This is a genomic window from Gallaecimonas aegicerasi, from assembly GCF_045291545.1.
In the GTDB taxonomy this organism is placed as follows: domain Bacteria; phylum Pseudomonadota; class Gammaproteobacteria; order Enterobacterales; family Gallaecimonadaceae; genus Gallaecimonas.
On record NZ_CP149514.1, the window covers coordinates 196,940 to 217,881 of the forward strand.

13 protein-coding genes, 7 tRNA genes and 3 rRNA genes are annotated in these 20,942 nt (G+C 54.2%); 17 read left to right on the forward strand and 6 right to left on the reverse strand.

What is annotated here, in order from left to right; all coding sequences use genetic code 11:
* Positions 1-21: 21 nt before the first annotated feature.
* Positions 22-2,448, reverse strand: coding sequence for a TonB-dependent receptor plug domain-containing protein (locus WDB70_RS00905; RefSeq protein ID WP_406665708.1), 2,427 nt, complete (start codon positions 2,446-2,448; stop codon positions 22-24).
* Between the two features lie 414 nt (positions 2,449-2,862).
* Between WDB70_RS00905 and WDB70_RS00910 the strand changes: the two genes are divergently transcribed.
* Complete coding sequence (locus WDB70_RS00910; protein WP_406665710.1) at positions 2,863-4,029, forward strand: multidrug effflux MFS transporter; 1,167 nt, start codon at positions 2,863-2,865, stop codon at positions 4,027-4,029.
* Here the strand turns inward: WDB70_RS00910 and mnmH are convergent.
* From mnmH to WDB70_RS00925, 3 genes are read right to left on the reverse strand one after another with little or no spacing between them, the layout of a single operon-like run.
* Positions 3,987-5,069, reverse strand: a complete 1,083-nt coding sequence (gene mnmH / locus WDB70_RS00915; RefSeq protein ID WP_406665712.1) for a tRNA 2-selenouridine(34) synthase MnmH — start codon at positions 5,067-5,069, stop codon at positions 3,987-3,989. The two genes, WDB70_RS00910 and mnmH, sit on opposite strands and share 43 nt — an antisense overlap.
* Complete coding sequence (gene selD, locus WDB70_RS00920) at positions 5,054-6,082, reverse strand: selenide, water dikinase SelD (RefSeq protein ID WP_406665714.1); 1,029 nt, start codon at positions 6,080-6,082, stop codon at positions 5,054-5,056. The genes mnmH and selD overlap by 16 nt, the downstream gene beginning before the upstream one ends.
* A gap of 58 nt (positions 6,083-6,140) precedes the next feature.
* Complete coding sequence (locus WDB70_RS00925; RefSeq protein ID WP_406665716.1) at positions 6,141-7,250, reverse strand: fatty acid desaturase; 1,110 nt, start codon at positions 7,248-7,250, stop codon at positions 6,141-6,143.
* 166 nt (positions 7,251-7,416) lie between these two features.
* Here WDB70_RS00925 and fabR point away from each other — a divergent pair, with 166 nt between their 5' ends.
* Positions 7,417-8,028, forward strand: coding sequence for an HTH-type transcriptional repressor FabR (gene fabR / locus WDB70_RS00930; RefSeq protein WP_406665718.1), 612 nt, complete (start codon positions 7,417-7,419; stop codon positions 8,026-8,028).
* A 19-nt stretch (positions 8,029-8,047) separates the two neighbouring features.
* Here the strand turns inward: fabR and trmA are convergent, their stop codons facing one another.
* Positions 8,048-9,148, reverse strand: coding sequence for a tRNA (uridine(54)-C5)-methyltransferase TrmA (gene trmA, locus WDB70_RS00935; protein ID WP_406665720.1), 1,101 nt, complete (start codon positions 9,146-9,148; stop codon positions 8,048-8,050).
* A 90-nt stretch (positions 9,149-9,238) separates the two neighbouring features.
* On the opposite strand from trmA, the gene murI reads away from it, so the two are divergent.
* A complete protein-coding gene (gene murI / locus WDB70_RS00940; protein ID WP_406665722.1) occupies positions 9,239-10,021 on the forward strand; it encodes a glutamate racemase in 783 nt (260 codons plus the stop codon).
* Here murI and WDB70_RS00945 read toward each other — a convergent pair.
* Positions 10,018-10,458 (reverse strand): RNA recognition motif domain-containing protein, encoded by a 441-nt coding sequence (locus WDB70_RS00945; RefSeq protein WP_406665724.1) that lies wholly within the window; start codon positions 10,456-10,458, stop codon positions 10,018-10,020. The two genes, murI and WDB70_RS00945, sit on opposite strands and share 4 nt — an antisense overlap.
* 492 nt (positions 10,459-10,950) lie before the next feature.
* Here WDB70_RS00945 and WDB70_RS00950 point away from each other — a divergent pair.
* From WDB70_RS00950 to tuf, 14 genes are all read left to right on the forward strand, one after another.
* A 16S ribosomal RNA gene (locus tag WDB70_RS00950) occupies positions 10,951-12,490 on the forward strand.
* 70 nt (positions 12,491-12,560) lie between these two features.
* Positions 12,561-12,637: transfer RNA gene (locus tag WDB70_RS00955), tRNA-Ile, on the forward strand.
* A 10-nt stretch (positions 12,638-12,647) separates the two neighbouring features.
* A tRNA-Ala gene (locus WDB70_RS00960) sits at positions 12,648-12,723 on the forward strand.
* 41 nt (positions 12,724-12,764) lie between these two features.
* A tRNA-Glu gene (locus WDB70_RS00965) sits at positions 12,765-12,840 on the forward strand.
* Between the two features lie 222 nt (positions 12,841-13,062).
* A 23S ribosomal RNA gene (locus WDB70_RS00970) occupies positions 13,063-15,952 on the forward strand.
* A 115-nt stretch (positions 15,953-16,067) separates the two neighbouring features.
* A 5S ribosomal RNA gene (rrf, locus tag WDB70_RS00975) occupies positions 16,068-16,182 on the forward strand.
* The 16S, 23S and 5S rRNA genes sit together here with 4 tRNA genes alongside, the layout of an rRNA operon.
* A 12-nt stretch (positions 16,183-16,194) precedes the next feature.
* A tRNA-Thr gene (locus WDB70_RS00980) sits at positions 16,195-16,270 on the forward strand.
* A gap of 92 nt (positions 16,271-16,362) precedes the next feature.
* Entirely contained in the window at positions 16,363-17,370 is a 1,008-nt protein-coding gene (murB, locus tag WDB70_RS00985; protein ID WP_406665726.1) for a UDP-N-acetylmuramate dehydrogenase, read from the forward strand.
* A gap of 4 nt (positions 17,371-17,374) precedes the next feature.
* The gene (gene birA, locus WDB70_RS00990) at positions 17,375-18,361 is read left to right on the forward strand and encodes a bifunctional biotin--[acetyl-CoA-carboxylase] ligase/biotin operon repressor BirA (RefSeq protein ID WP_406665728.1); all 987 of its coding nucleotides are present in this window, start codon (positions 17,375-17,377) and stop codon (positions 18,359-18,361) included.
* A complete protein-coding gene (locus WDB70_RS00995) occupies positions 18,342-19,046 on the forward strand; it encodes a type III pantothenate kinase (RefSeq protein WP_406665730.1) in 705 nt (234 codons plus the stop codon). Before birA ends, WDB70_RS00995 begins: the two co-directional genes overlap by 20 nt.
* A gap of 144 nt (positions 19,047-19,190) precedes the next feature.
* Positions 19,191-19,275, forward strand: a tRNA-Tyr gene (locus WDB70_RS01000).
* Between the two features lie 37 nt (positions 19,276-19,312).
* Positions 19,313-19,387, forward strand: a tRNA-Gly gene (locus WDB70_RS01005).
* Between the two features lie 13 nt (positions 19,388-19,400).
* Positions 19,401-19,476 (forward strand) — tRNA-Thr (locus WDB70_RS01010).
* A gap of 88 nt (positions 19,477-19,564) precedes the next feature.
* The gene (gene tuf, locus WDB70_RS01015) at positions 19,565-20,749 is read left to right on the forward strand and encodes an elongation factor Tu (protein WP_406665732.1); all 1,185 of its coding nucleotides are present in this window, start codon (positions 19,565-19,567) and stop codon (positions 20,747-20,749) included.
* The last annotated feature ends 193 nt before the right edge of the window (positions 20,750-20,942 follow it).

Sequence of the window (20,942 nt, forward strand, 5' to 3'; positions counted from 1 at the left end):
GCGCCTTGCGGCGCCTTTTGCTTAGTAACGGTACTGGGCATTGAGGTAGTAATAGCCACCGTTGAAACCAAAGGGGGCATTGGTCAGCGGGTAGACAAAAATACCGTGGTAGTTGTTGTCAGCTGGCCGCTTTTCCGGGTAAGTGTCAAACAGGTTCTGGGCGCCGACAGTGATCGACAGCTGGTCGGTTGCCGCATACTTAAAGGCCAGATCAGTAACCCACTTGTGGTCATATTTGTAATCGCCACTGGAATAACCGATGGAATAGGTACCAAAGTAGTTGAACCGCAGCGTTGTTTGCAGTTTACCCAAGGTGTGGGTTAACCCCAGGTTACCGGTGTTACGGGGCGTGGCTTTGGTCATCCGGGTCTGTTCGATATGGTCAAACAGGTTATCTTCCAGGCCACCGAGGATCGACGGCAGGTGAATACTGTCAATGGTGGTCTTGTTGTATCCCCAGGCCAGGTTGGCTTTAAGCTGGCCGTAGCCACTGAGATCCCAGTTTTTGCTGGCAACCAGGTCAATACCGTGGGTTTTGGTATCCACAGCGTTAACAAAAAAGCGAGCTGACTGGGCACCGGAAGCGGTGATCAGATCAACAACGTTTTGCGGCAGGGTGCTGTCGGCACTGTTCAGTGAGGACGACAGCACAATGCGGTTGTCGACCTTGATCTGATAGGTGTCCAGAGTCATCGACAGGCCATTATCGCCGCTGTACGTCAGCCCCAGGCTGTAAGAATGTGATTTTTCCGGCTGCAACTGGCCAACGCCCAAAGCCTGGGTGATAGCCGCCAGGTTGTTGAAGGTGCCGGACTCTGTGGGTACCAGCGCGCCGTTGTTATTCGGATCCGGCACAAACAGCGTGGAGATATTGGTGAAGTACATCTGCTGTACGCTGGGAGCTCTGAAACCAGTATCCACGGTGCCGCGCAGCGCTAACTGGTCATTCAGCTGGTAGCGTCCGGACAGCTTCCAGCTGGTGTTGCCGCCAAAGTCAGAATAATTCTCGTGACGTACGGCGGCGGCCCAGTAAAAGGCATCGGTTAACTGGTTTTCAGTTTGCAGATAAACACCGATATTGTGGCGCTTGTCCTTGGTAGCCGAGGCTGGTGAAAAACCGACAAAGCCCTGGCTGCCGCCGGGTTTGTCCATGTAGCCGCCGTTGATGTAGGAGTCAGGCTCACCTGCCTCGATTTTGTATTGGTTCTGGCGCCAGGACACGCCCATGGCGACCAGCAGATCTGAATCGTTGGCAAAGGGCACAAAGCGTGAAGCGTCAATGTTGGCGTTGGTTTCGTTGGTCGACAACGTACCGGCATCAAAGGCGGTAGGCGAGGTTGGTCCCAGCGAGGCATTCAGCGAGTGCTTCACCTTGTACTGGAAACTGTTCATGCCATAACCCAGCGAGCTGTCAATCTGCCACTGGCCGACACTGAACTTGTAACCGACATACAGCGATTTATCGATGATCTTCGGCGCCAGCTCCGGCAGGAAACCGTCCGGGTAAATCTCGGGCAGGTTACGATCGTCAAGGGCGCGGCGATAGAAGGCGCCGGATGCATTTTTCCGCTCACTGATACCACCAAAGGCATACAGCTTGCCGTTGTCACCGACCGGTTGACCAGCGTTAACAAATAACCCCAGGTTGTCGTATTTACCGTCACCAATTTGAAAATTCTTGCGATCAAAAGTGGCCTCCCGGGGGTCCGGTTCGCCATTGATCAGAGGGTATTGCTGGCGGGGATCTGGGCCCGCACGGTTGGTTTTATTGTGGTGCTCGGCGGTCAGTGACAAGTTGATAAAGCCATCGTTGGGCAGGCTTAGGCCCTGGTTCCACCCCACCAGCCACTTCTGGCCGTCACCGGCATAGCGCTGCCCGGTTTGGGCGGTTACGGTGCCGCCGGAGGCATTATCTTTGAGCACAATGTTGATCACCCCGGCAATGGCGTCGGAACCATACTGGGCTGAGGCACCGTCACGCAGGATTTCAATGCGTTTAATGGCCGCCATGGGAATAGCGTTGAGGTCAACATTCGACGAACCTTTCCCGGCCGTGCCGTTCAGGTGCACCAGCGCCGAGCCATGGCGCCGTTTGCCATTAACCAATACCAGCACATGATCCGGGCTCATACCCCGCAGAGAAGCCGGCCGCACCGCGTCATCTCCGTCGGTAATAGACGACTGCGGAAAACTGTAACTGGGCGCCAGAAACTGCAGTGCTTTGGCGGTTTCGGTCATGCCGGTGGCCTGCAGTTGCTCACTGCTAATAATATCCACTGGTGCGGCGCTGTCGGTGGCGGTACGCAGGGCCAGGCGCGAACCGATTACCTCTATGGTTTCGGGTTTTTTATCTGCTGTAGTGCTGTTGTCGGTGGTATCGGCGGCGATGGCCAGTCCAGGCAAAGCGAATGCCGTGGACAGAGCAAGGGCGATGGAGGAAAAACGCATGATGACCTCGTTCTGATTGCGAAACCTGGTTTTAAAAGGTTTGGTTTTGTGAATTAAATTATTGTTTTGATGAAAAGTTATGCAGCTTGGTGATATCAGCCAGCAGCGCATATTGCAAGGCACCACTGACCCAGCTCATGCCCCTCCTTTTGCAGTGAAAAACAGCTAAAAGACAGCAAAATGGCGCAAAAGCACCCCGTTACATGGTTGACTTATCATCAGTTGTTGGCGTTCTTTGTTGTTGATTCTGTGGCCAAAAATGTGAACCAGTACAGACTTTTTATGGACCAAAAGTGAATGAGATATTTCAATTTGGAATGAATACCTTATTTAGCAGTTCTTCGTGGCATAAGTAAGATGCTGGTGTTCTGGCCAGTGAGTCAGTAGAGTTGCGCCGCTTGCCGAGGAGGTGTTGTGGCGCGTTTAAAATGGTTATTGCTGGCGTTGGTTTTACTTAGCCCGCTGGGGATTGATATTTATCTGCCGGCGATCCCGGCCATTGCCAATGCGTTGGCCATACCGGCGTCACTGGTGCAAAGCACGGTGAGCCTGTTTTTACTGATGATGGGGCTGGGGCAGCTCATTGCCGGCCCTCTGGCTGATCGTTTTGGCCGCCGGCCGGTGGCCATGGCTGGCGTCTTGTTGTACATGCTGGGTGGCCTGATGGCGATGCTGGCAGATAATGTTTTGCTGTTTATTGCCTCACGCTTGTTGCAAGGTACGGCGGTGTGTTGCAGCTCAGTGGTGGCATTTACTGCGGTACGTGACCGCCTTGACGGCGAAGCCAGTGCGCGCACTTACTCTTTTTTAAACGGTGCTTTGAATATTGTTCCGGCCCTGGCGCCATTATTGGGCGGCTTTTTGGCGCAGCAGTTTGGCTGGCAGGCGCCGTTCGGCTTTCTGGCTGGTTATGCGGCGCTGCTGCTGGGGGTGATCTGGCGCTACTTGCCGGAAACCCGGCCCGCCGATACCCACGCCGCCACCTTACTGCCACTGCACCGTTACCTGCAGATCCTCCGCAGCCGGCAGTTTCGCCGTTTTAGCCTGGTCAATAGTACTGGCATGGGCATGGTGCTGAGCTATGTGTCATTGGCGCCGACGGTGATGATTGCGGAGGCGGGTTTATCACCGGTCCACTTTTCGCTGATCTTCGGGGCTAATGCACTGTGGATCATGTTGGCGTCGGCCAATGCCAACTGGCTGATCCGCCGTTTTGGGCAGCGACGTTGCCTACAGGTTGCGGCCAGCTGGCAAGCGCTGGCGGCGTTGAGCTTGATGCTCTCGTTTACTTTGTGGGGCAGCTCTGCGGTCGGCTACATGCTACCGGTGGCGTTGGGGTGTGCCGGTTTTGCCTGTGGCCTGGGGCCGGCCACCAGCCTGGCTTTGGCACCTTATAAAGCACAGGCTGGCGTTGCGGCATCATTGGTACTGTTTATGCAGATGGCGGGGGCATCGCTGATTGGCCTGTTGGCAGTGGCCTTGCCGGTGGCGCCACAATGGGCACTGGCTGCCACCATGCTGCTGGCGGCGTTGGTGGCTTACCGGGCTGCCAGGGCCGCGGTTAGCGTTGCGGCCAGTTGATCGGCACTACCGCGAGCAACGATCCGCTGTTGCAATTTATCCAGCTGGTAGTGATACATCGGGTCGTAATAGTCAGTTAGTAGTTGGGCTATCCATTGCCGATGGCCGCTGTTGTCGCCTTGTTGTTGCTGGGCGGTGAGAGCCGCGCTCATCAGCTCCGCTAACTGGCGGTAACGCTGATCGCCAAGGCGTCGGGAAATTCCTTTAAGGCTGGCCTGTAACCCCTCGGCAAAAGCGTTAAAAGCAGCGTCTGGCGCTAGCCGGGCCTGCTGTTCGGCCAGATTTTGCTGAATATACTGCTGGTGAATACGTTCAACCCGCTCGGCAAGGGGCGCTTCCAGTAAAAAAATCGGCGCCTTGGCCATGGCTCGGTGCAAGGCCAGCGGCACCGCTACCGAGCCAATCAAGCGCGATTCGTCTTCCAGCAATAAGGGACCCGTTTGCCCGCGCAGGGCCATGGCCAGACGATTCTCAAAGGTCACCGGTGACGGTTGCGGGGTGACGCGCCGGCCAAAAGCCGAACCACGGTGGCAGGCCAGATCTTCGAGATCGACCGCCTGCGGGAAATGATGAATAAAGTCGGTTTTACCGCTGCCGGTGGTGCCGGCAACCACAAACAGCGGCCGCTGTGCCGCTTGCTCATTAATGGCCATCAAGTGTTGCCGCAGTGCCTTGTAGCCACCGGCTACCAAAGGAATATGCAAACCGGCTTCAGCCAGCCATTGCTGCACCAGTTGTGAGCGTAAACCGCCGCGAAAGCAGAACAGCACGGCCTGGGGGTGAGCATCAATAAAGTCCTGCCAGGCAGCCAGCCGCTGAGCTTTAACATCACCGCTGACCAGCTCATGGCCCAGCGCAATGGCGGCCTCTGGCCCTTGCTGTTTGTAGCAGGTGCCGACGCGGGCCCGCTCGTGGTCGTTCATCAATGGCAGATTGACCGCCCAAGGCAGAGTACCTTTTGCAAACTCCACTGGCGCTCGCACATCAAAGACTGGCCGTTGGGAGCTGAGTAATTCTTCGGGGGTTACAGTTGTAACCACGCTGCCCCCCGGGTCTGTACCTGGCCAATAGGATATAAGGGTTGTTGGTGTTCGTCGGCCAGTGCTGCCAGAGCCTGCTGCTCGGCCGGTGATACGGCAATCAACAAACCGCCACTGGTTTGTGGGTCGGCCAGTAGCTGGGCTTGACGCTGGCTCAACTCGGGAAGCTTGTCGCCGTAGGCCTCCAGGTTTCGTTGCGTTCCCCCGGGAATGGCGCCGGCTGCTAAGTAGTAGTCGATGTCATCAAGTAATGGCAGTTGCTCGGTGAATAACCGGGCGCAGCTGTTGCTGGCTTCCATCATTTCCAGCAGGTGGCCAGCCAGGCCAAAGCCGGTGACATCGGTCATGGCGTGCACACCTTCCAGCGTCGCGGCAATGGCGCCAAACTGGTTGAGTTGCACCATTTGATCTCGGGCCAGCGTGCGGTGTTCTGCTTTGAGCAGGCCCTTTTTCTCGGCGGTAGTGAGAATGCCCACCCCCAAAGGTTTGGTCAGCAGCAGCAGATCGCCGGCTTGCGCACCGCCGTTTTGTTTCAGGCGGTTAAGGGGCACGCGGCCGGTTACCGCCAACCCGAAGATAGGCTCAGGGGCATCAATGCTGTGGCCTCCTGCTAGGGGAATGCCAGCGGCCTCGCAGGCTTCCCGGCCTCCAGCGACTACCTGACCGGCAACCTCGGCCGGTAGCTTATCAATGGGCCAGCCGAGAATAGCAATAGCCATCAGTGGCGTACCCCCCATGGCGTAAATATCGGAAATGGCATTGGTGGCGGCAATGCGGCCAAAGTCCATGGGGTCGTCGATGATGGGCATGAAAAAGTCGGTAGTAGAAACAATGCCGGTGCCGTCGCCCAGGTCCATTACGGCGGCGTCATCTCGGCTGTGATTGCCTACCAGCAGATCAGGGAAAGCCATGGTGCCGCGTGAGCCGGCCAGAATGCGTTCCAGCACCTTGGGTGAGATCTTGCAGCCACAGCCGGCGCCATGGCTGTATTGGGTCAGCCTGATGTTATCCATGTTACCTCCGTCCACGAAGGGCCATGATACAAAAAAGGCGCCGTGCTGGCGCCTTTGTTCAAACCAGTTGTAAGCGCAGGTGTTGCCAGCGCAGCTGTAGTTCTTTGAGCTTACCGGCCAGCTCGTCAAGCTGGTGGCGCAACTCCGAGGCTTCTACCGACTGCTTGAGTTTACTACCCTTCATTTGCAGCCAGCGTTTACGCAGCTGGTAGTAATGCTGAGCGGTCGCGACAAACTCCTCGTAATGATGATGCAGCTCTTTGAAACACAAACCTTTGGCCTGAGCCTTGGCCTGGGTTTCTTCCAGCTGACGAGTCAGTTTGGCTTTAACGATCAGCTCTTCCGGGGTACGGCGCAGATTGCTGGCCAGACCCAGTGCTTTAGCCCCTCTGATCAACCATTTGGTTGGGTCGAAGTGATACCAGCGAATGCCGTTCCGGTAGTCGTTCTCAAAGGTATGGTGGAAGTTGTGATAGCCCTCACCGAAAGTCAAAAAGGCCAACAGGCCGTTGTCACGGGCGCTGTGCTTGTCGGTAAAGGTACGCTGGCCCCAGATGTGTGCCAGAGAGTTGATAAAAAAGGTTGTGTGGTGGGTCATGAAAATGCGGAAGAACCCGACCAGCAAGACAGTACCGAGTACATCACCCAATAGCATTCCCAGCAGCAGGGGAATGGCAAAGTTCAGTACCAAAACCAGTGCCAGGTAATGGCGATGCTGAAAGGCCACAATGGCATCTTTTTGCAGGTCGCGCACATTGCTGTAGTCACTGTAGCGTTCCTGCTGGTATTCGCGCAGCATCCAGCCAATATGAGAAAACCAGAAACCGCGGCCTGCCGAATAGGGGTCAATATCGTTGTTGTCCACATGCCGGTGGTGAACCCGGTGATCTGACGACCAGTGGATAATGGAATTCTGAATAGCCAGCGCACCGCCCAAGGCAAACAGCCAGCGCAGTACCGGGTGAGCTTGATAAGTCTTATGAGACCAGAGCCGGTGGTACCCGGCGGTGATCGACAGCCCGCAGTAAACAAACAACACAGCAAAAGCCAGCCACTGCCAGCCACTATAGCCGTGGTAAAAGCCCCACAGGGGCATGGCGACCAGCGCCATCAGGGCTGTGACCGCAAAAAAGGCGGCGTTAACCCAAATTATTCGGGGTTTACTCATATGTCACTCAATTTCAGCTTACAACTGTACGCCATTTAAGAGGTTGGCGAGATAACTGTCAATGCTACTCGTCGCATAGGGTGATCGACTTCTGGTTTTGAGCGGTTTGCCTTTTTATTGCCAAGGCAGGCTAGAATAACGGCCTCTGGCCATGCAGGAGCAAGCTATGGGCACCCGCGCTCAGCAAAAAACCAAAACCCGTCGTGCCATTATCGATGCGGCCCTTAATCAACTGTGTGCGGAAACCAGCTTTTCCAATCTGTCATTGCGGGAAGTCACCCGTGAGGCCGGTATCGCTCCCACCTCGTTTTACCGCCACTTTAAGGACATGGACGAACTGGGTTTAACTCTGGTAGACGAAGCCGGGCTGACTTTACGGCAACTGATGCGCCAGGCCCGCGCGCGGATTGCCGGTAACCACAGCGGTGGCAATGTGATCCGCACCTCGGTGGAAACCTTCATGGAATTCATCAACGATAACGGCAATGTTTTTAGGCTATTGCTCCGGGAGCGCTCCGGCACTTCAGCTGCCTTTCGGGCCGCTGTCAGCCGTGAGATCCAGCATTTTATTGCCGAGCTGGCGGATTACCTGGAAAAAGAGCTGTCGTTTAGCGAAGACGAAGCGCGAGTGCAGGCCGACGCCATGGTGACGCTGGTTTTTTCTGCCGGCGCCGAGGCCTTGGATTTATCCCGCGTGGCCCGTAAGTCGTTGGCCGACAAAGTGATGATGCAATTAAAAATTGTGGCCCGTGGCGCCGCCAGTCTTAGTGGCAAATAGCCCGTAGCCACAACCTGACTCACTTTTTTACTAACCAGACACCAGATTCCATATGGTGGCTGTAAGGGAACTGGTCAAACAGCGCCAGCTTGGCAATGCGGTGGGTTTTGCACAGCGTCTGCAAGTTGCCCGCCAGGGTGTCGGGGTTGCAGGAAATATACAAAATGTACTGATAGCCGCTGACCAGCCGCTCGGTGGCCGGATCCAGCCCGGCACGGGGCGGGTCGACGACAATAGTATGGCAATCAAAGCTGGCCAGTTCGATACCTTGCAAGCGGCGAAACTCGCGTACGCCATTGAGCGCCTGCGTAAACTCTTCGGCAGACAGCCGGGCTACGGTGACGTTATCAATGGCGTTGGCCTCCATATTGTACTGGGCACTTTTGACGGAACTGCTGGCAATTTCGGTCGCTAGTACCTTATCGAACTGGCTAGCCAGTGGCAGGGTAAAATTACCGTTGCCGCAGTAAAGTTCTAATAAATCACCGCCAATGCCAGCGGTGCACGCCAGTGCCCAGCTGAGCATTTGTTCATTGATACCAGCATTAGGTTGCGTAAAGCTGTTCTCCACCTGCTGGAAGGTCCAGTCACGGCCGTTGACATGTAGCTTTTCGACGACAAAGTCCCGATCCAGCACAACCTTCTGTTTCTTGGCGCGGCCGATCAGATCGATTTTGCCGTACTGCTGTAATTGTTCACGCAGTTGCCGGGCTTCGGCTTGCCACTGCTCGGTCAGTGGTTTGTGATACAACAGGCTGATCACCGCCTCGCCGCTTTGGGTGGTCAGAAATTCAACCTGAAAAAGCTTCCGGCGTAGCAGCGGGTTGGGTTTAAGGGCAGCCAGAATGACCGGCATCAGGGTGTTGATGAGTTCACTGCCCATTGGGTAATGGTCGACCCGGATACGCTCGTGCGTTGTCTGGTCGAACATGATATAGAACAGATCCTCACCCTGGTGCCAGACCCGAAATTCTGCGCGCATGCGGTAGTGGCTTGGCGCGGAACGGAACAGCTGAGGCGCGGGCGCGGCAAAGGGCTCCAGCAGTGCACTGAGGCGTGCAGCCTTTTCTGCCAGTTGGTTTTCATAAAGTTCTGGGTAAACTGCACCCGGCTGTTGCATTTTGGCCTCCTGTCTCAGGGGGGCAAATAATAGGCAAGCGTGTGCCAATGTCCAGCATTGTTCGCGGCTGATAACAAATAAGAAGGGGCTATGGGGCCGGTACTGTTTTTTGATTCCGGAGTCGGTGGGCTGTCTATCTGGCAGGCTGTATCGATGCGCTTACCGCAGTTAGACGCGGTGTACGCCATGGATGATGCAGGATTCCCTTATGGCGAGCTGGCTAACGACGTTTTGGTCTCACGAGTGCTGGGTATGGTGCAAGCCGTTGCCGAGCGTCACCCCCTGGCCATGATTGTTATTGCCTGCAACAGCGCCTCTACCTTGGCTCTCCCGGCACTGCGAGCTGCTTTTAGTTGCCCGGTGGTGGGGGTGGTGCCAGCAATTAAGCCTGCCGCGCAGTTGAGTCGTTCCGGTCATATCGGTCTGCTGGCCACGCCGGGTACTGTTGCGCGGGACTACACCCGGCAACTGCATCAGGATTTTGCTGCTGACAAAACCTTGCTGAAAATCGGCTCCAGTGAGCTGGTGCTGATGGCTGAAGCAAAGCTGCGCGGGGGTGTGGTTGATATGGATAAACTCAAAGCCATATTGGCGCCCTGGCAAGGTAGCCAGCAGCCAGACGTCGTGGTGCTGGGGTGCACTCACTTCCCATTGCTGCGTGAGGAAATTGCACAAGTGCTGGGGCCTGCCACAAAACTGGTTGATACCGGAGAAGCCATCGCGCGGCGCGTTGACAGTTTGCTTGCCCTGGGGCCTGACAATAAAAAAGGTGGCCTTAGCCACCTTTATCACACCGCCACAGCCCCACAGGGCCTGGCTTGCATCAAGCGCTGGTTACGTCCCGATGCGGACATTGCACAGTTAACACTTTAGTCGTCCTGGCGCTCTTTGGCCTCGCGTACCTTTAATGTCCGTTCTTGAAAAGGTTGGTCATTGAGGCCACGAATAGCGGCGGCAGCATCTTCCTTGAGCATTTCTACAAAACCGAAACCGCGGCGGCGGCCGGTATTGCGATCTTTTAACAAACGCACCGACAGCACCTTGCCGTATTGCTCAAAGGCTTGCTGTACGGATTGCTCATTCGCACGGTAAGGCAAGTTGCCAACATAAAGTGTAATGGTGGCAATATCGTCGCTGCGTGTGGCTTGTTTCGCTGTTGCTGATGGAGAAAAGGCAATAGCCAGGCCACCGATCACGACACCTACAGCGCACCATAATGAAGCGTTAAGCGCCGAGGTAGAGATCAGTATTGGTAGGAAGTAGCCCAGTACCGCCAGGGCCAGGATAATTAACAGATGATTTTTATTCATAATAATGGGAAGTCTTCAAGTCAGATTGATAAAAAAATGCGCGGCAATGTTAACTTTTTTTACACCGTTGGGCAAAAATAATGCCATCTGAGCAGCATTTCACCATTCAAAGCCCGCCGGGCAAAAATTCCTTGCCAGCATAAAACGGCGCCCTATAATGCCGCTCCGTCGCCAAGGGAAAGCGGTTTGAGTGTTGAAAAGGTAGGTTAAACCGGCCTTGACCGCACAAGAAAAGCGAGTAGAATGGCGGCCCGCTTCGGTAGATGAGCTTAAGGGCTCAAAAACAGAAGTTTCGGTGTTGAGAAATGTGCTTGACACTGTCAATGGGAGCGGTAGAATGCGCTTCCTCGCTCGGCAAGAGCGACGTTCTTTAACAAGATAATCCAAGTAATCTGTGTGGGCACTCGCAGAGGGTACATCTCAAAAAATTGAGATTTACTCGATGACTGCGAAGTGTTCAACACTTCAGCAATTCATTGAGCATCAAACTTTTAATTGAAGAGTTTGATCATGGCTCAGATTGAACGCTGGCGGCAGGCCTAACACATGCAAGTCGAGCGGTAACATTTCTAGCTTGCTAGAAGATGACGAGCGGCGGACGGGTGAGTAAAGCGTAGGGAGCTGCCCGATAGAGGGGGATAACCATTGGAAACGATGGCTAATACCGCATAATGTCTACGGACCAAAGAGGGGGACCTTCGGGCCTCTTGCTATCGGATGCGCCTACGTGGGATTAGCTAGTTGGTGAGGTAACGGCTCACCAAGGCGACGATCCCTAGCTGGTTTGAGAGGATGATCAGCCACACTGGGACTGAGACACGGCCCAGACTCCTACGGGAGGCAGCAGTGGGGAATATTGGACAATGGGGGCAACCCTGATCCAGCCATGCCGCGTGTGTGAAGAAGGCCTTCGGGTTGTAAAGCACTTTCAGCGAGGAGGAAAGGCGAGTGGTTAATAACCGCTTGCTGTGACGTTACTCGCAGAAGAAGCACCGGCTAACTCCGTGCCAGCAGCCGCGGTAATACGGAGGGTGCGAGCGTTAATCGGAATTACTGGGCGTAAAGGGCACGCAGGCGGCCTGTTAAGTTAGATGTGAAAGCCCCGGGCTTAACCTGGGAATGGCATTTAAGACTGGCAGGCTAGAGTCTTGGAGAGGGGGGTGGAATTTCCGGTGTAGCGGTGAAATGCGTAGAGATCGGAAGGAACATCAGTGGCGAAGGCGACCCCCTGGCCAAAGACTGACGCTCATGTGCGAAAGCGTGGGGAGCAAACAGGATTAGATACCCTGGTAGTCCACGCCGTAAACGATGTCAACTTGGGGTCTGTGGTCATGCACTGTGGATCCCGGAGCTAACGCGTTAAGTTGACCGCCTGGGGAGTACGGCCGCAAGGTTAAAACTCAAATGAATTGACGGGGGCCCGCACAAGCGGTGGAGCATGTGGTTTAATTCGATGCAACGCGAAGAACCTTACCTACTCTTGACATCCAGAGAACTTTGCAGAGATGCATTGGTGCCTTCGGGAACTCTGAGACAGGTGCTGCATGGCTGTCGTCAGCTCGTGTTGTGAAATGTTGGGTTAAGTCCCGCAACGAGCGCAACCCCTATCCTTTGTTGCCAGCGATCAGGTCGGGAACTCAAAGGAGACTGCCGGTGATAAACCGGAGGAAGGTGGGGACGACGTCAAGTCATCATGGCCCTTACGAGTAGGGCTACACACGTGCTACAATGGCGCGTACAGAGGGAAGCGACCTCGCGAGAGCAAGCGGATCCCAAAAAGCGCGTCGTAGTCCGGATCGGAGTCTGCAACTCGACTCCGTGAAGTCGGAATCGCTAGTAATCGTGGATCAGAATGCCACGGTGAATACGTTCCCGGGCCTTGTACACACCGCCCGTCACACCATGGGAGTGGGCTGCACCAGAAGTAGATAGCTTAACCTTCGGGAGGGCGTTTACCACGGTGTGGTTCATGACTGGGGTGAAGTCGTAACAAGGTAGCCGTAGGGGAACCTGCGGCTGGATCACCTCCTTACTAAAAGAGGCGTACTGTTTGCGCAGTGTCCACACAGATTACTTGGATGAGTAAGAGCGAATACAGGTGTGGGTCTGTAGCTCAGCTGGTTAGAGCGCACCCCTGATAAGGGTGAGGTCGGTGGTTCAAGTCCACTCAGACCCACCACACTTTATATGGGGCTATAGCTCAGCTGGGAGAGCGCCTGCTTTGCACGCAGGAGGTCAGCGGTTCGATCCCGCTTAGCTCCACCATTTAGTGTTTGTGGTTGCAACAGCAGCCCACCATGATTGAAGTCCCCTTCGTCTAGAGGCCTAGGACACCGCCCTTTCACGGCGGTAACAGGGGTTCGAATCCCCTAGGGGACGCCATTTATGTGTTTGCTCGAGAAATGCCTAAGTTAAATCGTCAGATTTACCTTAGGCTTTTTTAAGCCTTGCTCTTTAACAATTCGGAAAGCTGATAACACTGCAATTTAAATGAGACTCTCAGTTTTACTTGAGCGTCCGGCGAAAAAACCAGGTGTTAGTCACATACGGACATGCTCATTCGTGAGGATGTGTTCGCGCAAGCGAAACCCTTAGGGGTTGTATGGTTAAGTGACTAAGCGTACAGGGTGGATGCCTAGGCAGTTGGAGGCGATGAAGGACGTGCTAATCTGCGATAAGCGTTGGTGAGGTGATAAGACCCGCATGAGCCAACGATTTCCGAATGGGGAAACCCACTTGCATAAGCAAGTATCGTTACGTGAATACATAGCGTAACGAGGCGAACCGGGAGAACTGAAACATCTAAGTACCCCGAGGAAAAGAAATCAAACGAGATTTCCTCAGTAGCGGCGAGCGAACGGGAAAGAGCCCAGTGTGTTTATCAGCAGTTGGTATAGTGGAAGGCTCTGGAAAGTGCCGCGATAGAGGGTGATAGTCCCGTACACGAAATGCCAGCTGTTGTTGCATACGAAGAGTAGGTCGGGACACGTGGTATCTTGACTGAATATGGGGGGACCATCCTCCAAGGCTAAATACTCCCAACTGACCGATAGTGAACCAGTACCGTGAGGGAAAGGCGAAAAGAACCCCGGCGAGGGGAGTGAAATAGAACCTGAAACCCTGTACGTACAAGCAGTAGGAGCACCTTCGGGTGTGACTGCGTACCTTTTGTATAATGGGTCAGCGACTTATGTTTTGTGGCGAGGTTAACCAAATAGGGGAGCCGTAGGGAAACCGAGTCTTAACTGGGCGTCCAGTCGCAAGGCATAGACCCGAAACCCGGTGATCTAGTCATGGGCAGGTTGAAGGTTGGGTAACACCAACTGGAGGACCGAACCCACTACTGTTGCAAAAGTAGGGGATGACCTGTGATTAGGGGTGAAAGGCCAATCAAACCGGGAGATAGCTGGTTCTCCTCGAAAGCTATTTAGGTAGCGCCTCGGACGAATACCTTGGGGGGTAGAGCACTGTTTGGGCTAGGGGGTCATCCCGACTTACCAAACCCATGCAAACTCCGAATACCCAAGAGTACTATCCGGGAGACAGACGGCGGGTGCTAACGTCCGTCGTCAAAAGGGAAACAACCCAGACCGCCAGCTAAGGTCCCCAAGTCATAGCTAAGTGGGAAACGATGTGGAAAGGCTCAGACAGCTAGGAGGTTGGCTTAGAAGCAGCCACCCTTTAAAGAAAGCGTAATAGCTCACTAGTCGAGTCGGTCTGCGCGGAAGATGTAACGGGGCTAAGCTATGCACCGAAGCTGCGGACTCCTACGGGAGTGGTAGAGGAGCGTTGTGTAAGCTGTTGAAGGTGTGCCGGGAGGCATGCTGGAGGTATCACAAGTGCGAATGCTGACATGAGTAACGTTAATGGGGGTGAAAAACCTCCACGCCGGAAGACCAAGGGTTCCTGTCCAACGTTAATCGGGGCAGGGTGAGTCGGCTCCTAAGGCGAGGGCGAAAGCCGTAGTCGATGGGAAACAGATTAATATTTCTGTACTTCTGCGCAATGCGAAGGGGGGACGGAGAAGGCTAGGCAGGCATGGCGTTGGTTGTCCATGTGAAAGTGCGTAGGCTGAGGACTTAGGCAAATCCGGGTCCTTAAGGTCGAGACACGAGACGAGTTGCTACGGCAACGAAGCTGTTGATGCCACGCTTCCAGGAAAAGCCTCTAAGCGTCAGTTGCGCAGGAACCGTACCCCAAACCAACACTGGTGGTCAGGTAGAGAATACTAAGGCGCTTGAGAGAACTCGGGTGAAGGAACTAGGCAAAATAGTACCGTAACTTCGGGAGAAGGTACGCTGCTGACGGTGAAGACTTCGCGTCGTAAGCTGTTGGCAGCCGCAGTGACCAGGTGGCTGGGACTGTTTATCAAAAACACAGCACTGTGCAAACTCGAAAGAGGACGTATACGGTGTGACACCTGCCCGGTGCCGGAAGGTTAATTGATGGGGTTAGCCGTAAGGTGAAGCTCTTGATCGAAGCCCCGGTAAACGGCGGCCGTAACTATAACGGTCCTAAGGTAGCGAAATTCCTTGTCGGGTAAGTTCCGACCTGCACGAATGGTGTAACCATGGCCACGCTGTCTCCATCCGAGACTCAGTGAAATTGAAATCGCTGTGAAGATGCAGTGTACCCGCGGCTAGACGGAAAGACCCCGTGAACCTTTACTACAGCTTGACACTGAACATTGAGCCTACATGTGTAGGATAGGTGGGAGGCTATGAAGCACGTACGCCAGTATGTGTGGAGCCAACCTTGAAATACCACCCTTGTATGTTTGATGTTCTAACCTCGGCCCATTATCTGGGTTAGGGACAGTGTCTGGTGGGTAGTTTGACTGGGGCGGTCTCCTCCCAAAGTGTAACGGAGGAGCACGAAGGTTGGCTAATCCTGGTCGGACATCAGGAGGTTAGTGCAATGGCATAAGCCAGCTTAACTGCGAGACAGACACGTCGAGCAGATACGAAAGTAGGTCATAGTGATCCGGTGGTTCTGAATGGAAGGGCCATCGCTCAACGGATAAAAGGTACTCCGGGGATAACAGGCTGATACCGCCCAAGAGTTCATATCGACGGCGGTGTTTGGCACCTCGATGTCGGCTCATCACATCCTGGGGCTGAAGTCGGTCCCAAGGGTATGGCTGTTCGCCATTTAAAGTGGTACGCGAGCTGGGTTCAGAACGTCGTGAGACAGTTCGGTCCCTATCTGCCGTGGGCGTTGGATGATTGAAGGGAGTTGCTCCTAGTACGAGAGGACCGGAGTGAACGAACCTCTGGTGTTCGGGTTGTCACGCCAGTGGCACTGCCCGGTAGCTAAGTTCGGAATCGATAACCGCTGAAAGCATCTAAGCGGGAAGCGAGCCCTGAGATGAGTCATCCCTGAGACTTCGAGTCTCCTAAAGGGTCGTTGAAGACCACAACGTTGATAGGCTGGGTGTGTAAGCGTAGTGATACGTTGAGCTAACCAGTACTAATTGCCCGTGAGGCTTAACCATACAACACCCAAAGGGTTTTGTAGGGCGCCAAGCAAGACTGAGAATCTAAGCATTGTTATCAGCTTTAATCCGAATTGAATGAGTTGGCTCGTATGAGCGGACTCCAACAAATTCGCCTGGCGGCAATAGCGCTGTGGAACCACCTGACTCCATTCCGAACTCAGCAGTGAAACGCAGTTGCGCCGATGGTAGTGTGGCATTCGCCATGTGAGAGTAGGTCACTGCCAGGCACCTAATATCGTGCTGATATAGCTCAGTTGGTAGAGCGCACCCTTGGTAAGGGTGAGGTCGGCAGTTCAAATCTGCCTATCAGCACCACTAAACGTCAAAGCCCTGGTTTATCGCCAGGGCTTTTTCGTTTTGCCCGTAGAGGGTAGACTTACCCCCCTTCTTGCTAATTTGACCTTCCTATGCAACTGCTGGCTGATACATCGCTTAAGCCTTACAACACTTTTGGCCTGGATATACCAGCAAAGTCGCTGATGGTGCTGGCTGATACTCGGCAATTGGCTGAGCTTGCTTCATTGCCAGAGCCGTTACTTGTTCTGGGGGGAGGCTCGAATGTACTTTTCAGTGAGCCCTATCAAGGCACTGTAGTGCTTAATCGTCTTAAGGGGATCCGGGTTGCAGAAGATGAGGCTGGCTATCACTTACACGTGGCGGCCGGTGAATCCTGGCCTGATCTGGTTGACTGGACTTTGGCGCAGAATATGCCGGGTTTGGAAAATTTGGCTTTGATACCCGGAACGGTAGGCGCGGCTCCCATTCAAAATATTGGCGCTTATGGCGTGGAGCTCTCTGCTATATGTCGTTATGTGGAGTATTTTGACCGCCTGAGCGGTGAAACTCACCGTTTAGCATCTGAACACTGTGCTTTTGGCTACCGGCACTCTATATTCAAGGCTGAACTAAAAGATCGTGCTTTAATCACAGCAGTAGGTTTTTACTTACCTCGCCGTTGGCAGCCGATACTCAGTTACGCTCCGCTCAATCGTCTTTGCTCTCCGTCACCTGTGGAGGTGGCTAATATGGTGAAGGCGACCCGGCGCAGCAAATTGCCAGACCCGGCACAGTGGGGCAATGCGGGGAGCTTTTTCAAGAATCCGACGCTCAGTTCTGATGCTTATCAGCAATTACAGCAACGGTTTGCCGATATCCCGGGCCATAGTGTTCCAGGGCAAGGTGTGAAAGTGCCAGCAGCATGGCTAATTGATCAATTGGGTTGGAAGGGTAAGTGCCAGGATGGCGCTGCAGTGCACCATTTACAGCCTCTCGTGTTGATTAATAAGGGCGTTAGCAGTGCCGAGGCATTGTTATCCCTGGCCCGAGAAGTCAGGGCGTCTGTCGAAGAACATTTTCGTATTACGTTGGAGCCGGAAGTGCGGTTGCTCGGGTCTCATGGAGAAATAGCACTGTAATGTTATGCAAGTACTAACCAAAAAACTTGACGGTATCAATCAGCGTCTACTGGCACAGTTGGCCGATGGTCGTTTCCATTCCGGAGAAGAGCTTGGCGAACTGCTAGAGATGTCCCGCGCTTCAATATCCAAGCGCGTCGGTGAGCTTCGGCGCCTTGGCCTGGACGTTTTCAGCGTAAAGGGTAAGGGCTACAAGCTGGCACAGCCCATATCGTTACTTGATGAGCAAATGCTGAGACTGTCGCTGGGTGACGAGCTCTGGGTGTGGCCGGAGGTTACGTCGACCAATGATGTTGTCAAAAGTCTTGAAGCCCCAGTAAATGGTGCTGTTGTACTGGCAGAGTGCCAGACAGCCGGGCGTGGCCGTCGTGGCAACCACTGGGTATCTCCTTTTGCAGCTCACCTTTACCTGAGCATGTTCTGGCGAATGGACAATCGCCATGGTGCTCTACAGGGGCTTAGCCTGGTTGCCGGTGTTGCGGTAGCCAATGCCATAAATAAAGTCTGGGGGCGGGCCATCACCCTCAAATGGCCTAACGACCTTTATCACCATGGTCGTAAACTGGGCGGTATTTTAGTGGAGTTGGTTGGTCAGGCAAACGGACCGGTGGATGTTGTGATTGGCGTAGGTCTTAACGTGGCGATGCCAATGGGTGTGGCTAGTACGGTTGGTCAGCCGTGGGTGGACTTGCAACAAATTTACGGCCAATCACTGGATCGTAACCGTCTGGCCACATTGGTGATCAGTGAGCTACGCCAAGCCATGGCGACCTTTGTCGAATCCGGCTTGGCGCCGTTTGTGGATGACTGGAATGCACTGGATGATTTTCGGGGCCGTCCGGTGATCCTGAAAAACGAAAGCACGGAACGAGTAGGTGTTTGCCGTGGCATTGAAGCTGATGGCGCGCTACTGCTGGATACCGGCTCTGATATAGAGCGTATATACGGTGGTGAGCTGTCCCTGAGAAGCCATGAAAACACTGCTGATTGAAGCGGGTAATACGCGCGTCAAAGGTGCCTGGTTAGATAATGGTGAGGTTATCGACTTAGGCACGCTGCAATTGCCGGAACTGCTTGATGGTTTGCCCCCAGGCCGGGCATTGCTGGCCAGTGTTGCCGGGTCGGCGAAGAATGAGGCCTTACAGAGCACTTTGCATCGCTTTGGTTGGCAGGTTCAGCCGGTAGTTTCAGAAAAGCAGCGCTTTGGGGTCAGTAGCAGCTACCAGTTCCCGGAAAAGTTAGGGGTGGATCGCTGGTTGGCGATGCTAGCCGCTTATCAGCAAACTGCCGGTGCCTGCCTGGTGGTAGATATTGGTACGGCTGCCACGGCAGACCTATTGTCTGATAATGGTCAACATCTGGGAGGCTGGATAGCACCAGGTCTGGCATTAATGCAGCAGTCTGTTCTTACTCATACCGCTCGTGTTGGTGATGTTGCCGCCAGCTGTGCTATTGATTTTGCTAGCGATACTGGTGCCGCCTTAACTCAAGGCTGTCAGGCGATGCTGCGAGGCTTTATTCATGAGGCCGAAAAACTGGCTTTACAACAGTTGGGTAAAGCCTGCCCAGTGCTGCTCAGTGGCGGTAGCGGTGAGCTGTTAGCTGTACAACAAAGTGCTTGGCAACATCGCCCATTACTGGTGCTCGAAGGGCTAGCTCTTTACGCCAGCGCATAAAAAACAACCGAAGAGCATCCTTTAGCAGGGTATTTGACCAATTAACTGTTGCCCTTGTGCATCCCTTCTCTTAGAATGCGGCCCACTTGACAGGCATGTAACCGGCCTGAATGGCCCAGCCATTCAAATCAAGGTTATAGATCAGGTGGGGTTCCCGAGTGGCCAAAGGGATCAGACTGTAAATCTGACGGCTCAGCCTTCGAAGGTTCGAATCCTTCCCCCACCACCATATTTCATGGTTTGAGGTAGCCTCCAAGGGACAACTAGCGGGCATCGTATAATGGCTATTACCTCAGCCTTCCAAGCTGATGATGCGGGTTCGATTCCCGCTGCCCGCTCCAGTCAACAATGTGCGCTGATATAGCTCAGTTGGTAGAGCGCACCCTTGGTAAGGGTGAGGTCGGCAGTTCGAATCTGCCTATCAGCACCACTTTTCCCTTCCCGGCATTTCAAGTCATAATAGCTTCTTTGTGAAAACCGGCAGGCTAGCCTGCCGCAAAGTGAACCGAGGGACTATCATGTCTAAAGAAAAATTTGAACGTACGAAACCGCACGTCAACGTAGGTACCATCGGTCACGTTGACCACGGTAAAACTACCCTGACCGCCGCCATCACCACTGTACTGGCCAAGACCTACGGTGGCTCAGCCAAAGCGTTTGACCAAATCGATAACGCGCCGGAAGAGAAGGCCCGTGGTATCACCATCGCCACCTCTCACGTAGAGTACGACACACCGACTCGCCACTACGCGCACGTTGACTGCCCCGGCCACGCCGACTACGTGAAAAACATGATCACCGGTGCTGCCCAGATGGACGGCGCGATTCTGGTAGTAGCGGCGACTGACGGCCCGATGCCGCAGACTCGTGAGCATATCCTGCTGGCGCGTCAGGTAGGCGTACCGTACATCATCGTGTTCATGAACAAATGTGACATGGTAGATGATGAAGAGCTGCAAGAGCTGGTTGAAATGGAAGTTCGTGAACTGCTGAGCCAGTACGAATTCCCGGGTGACGACCTGCCGGTAATCAAAGGTTCTGCTCTCAAGGCGCTGGAAGGCGACGCTGAGTGGGAAGCGAAGATTGTAGAGCTGGGCGAAGCGCTGGACAGCTACATTCCGGAGCCGGAGCGTGCGATTGACAAGCCGTTCATCCTGCCAGTAGAAGACGTTTTCTCTATTTCCGGCCGTGGTACTGTAGTAACTGGTCGTGTAGAGCAAGGTATCGTGAAGGTTGGTGACGAAGTTGAAATCGTCGGTATCAACCCGACCACCAAGACCACCTGTACTGGTGTTGAAATGTTCCGCAAGCTGCTGGACGAAGGCCGTGCAGGTGAGAACGTAGGTGTTCTGCTGCGTGGTACCAAGCGTGACGAAGTTGAGCGTGGTCAGGTTCTGGCGAAGCCGGGTTCAATCACTCCGCACACCAAGTTCCAGTCAGAAGTGTACGTACTGGGCAAAGACGAAGGTGGCCGTCACACGCCGTTCTTCAAAGGCTATCGTCCGCAGTTCTACTTCCGTACAACTGACGTAACAGGCACCATCGAGCTGCCGGAAGGCGTAGAGATGGTAATGCCAGGCGACAACATCCAGATGACAGTAGAGCTGATTGCTCCTATCGCGATGGATGAAGGTCTGCGTTTCGCTATCCGCGAAGGTGGCCGTACTGTAGGCGCCGGTGTGGTAGCTAAAATCATCGCCTAATTATTGGCGATATATGACAGACAGGGCGCTATGGCGCCCTGTTTTTTGTCTGCCTGTCGAAAAGTGCCATCAAAGTCGCTTAGGGCAGGTATTATTGCGCAAATTCTGTTAGTATCGGCAGCTCGCCTTCACAGGCTGCAATATTTTGTTTTGCAGTGCAGTGTCAGAGGTTTAAGCCCTGATGCTGACTGGA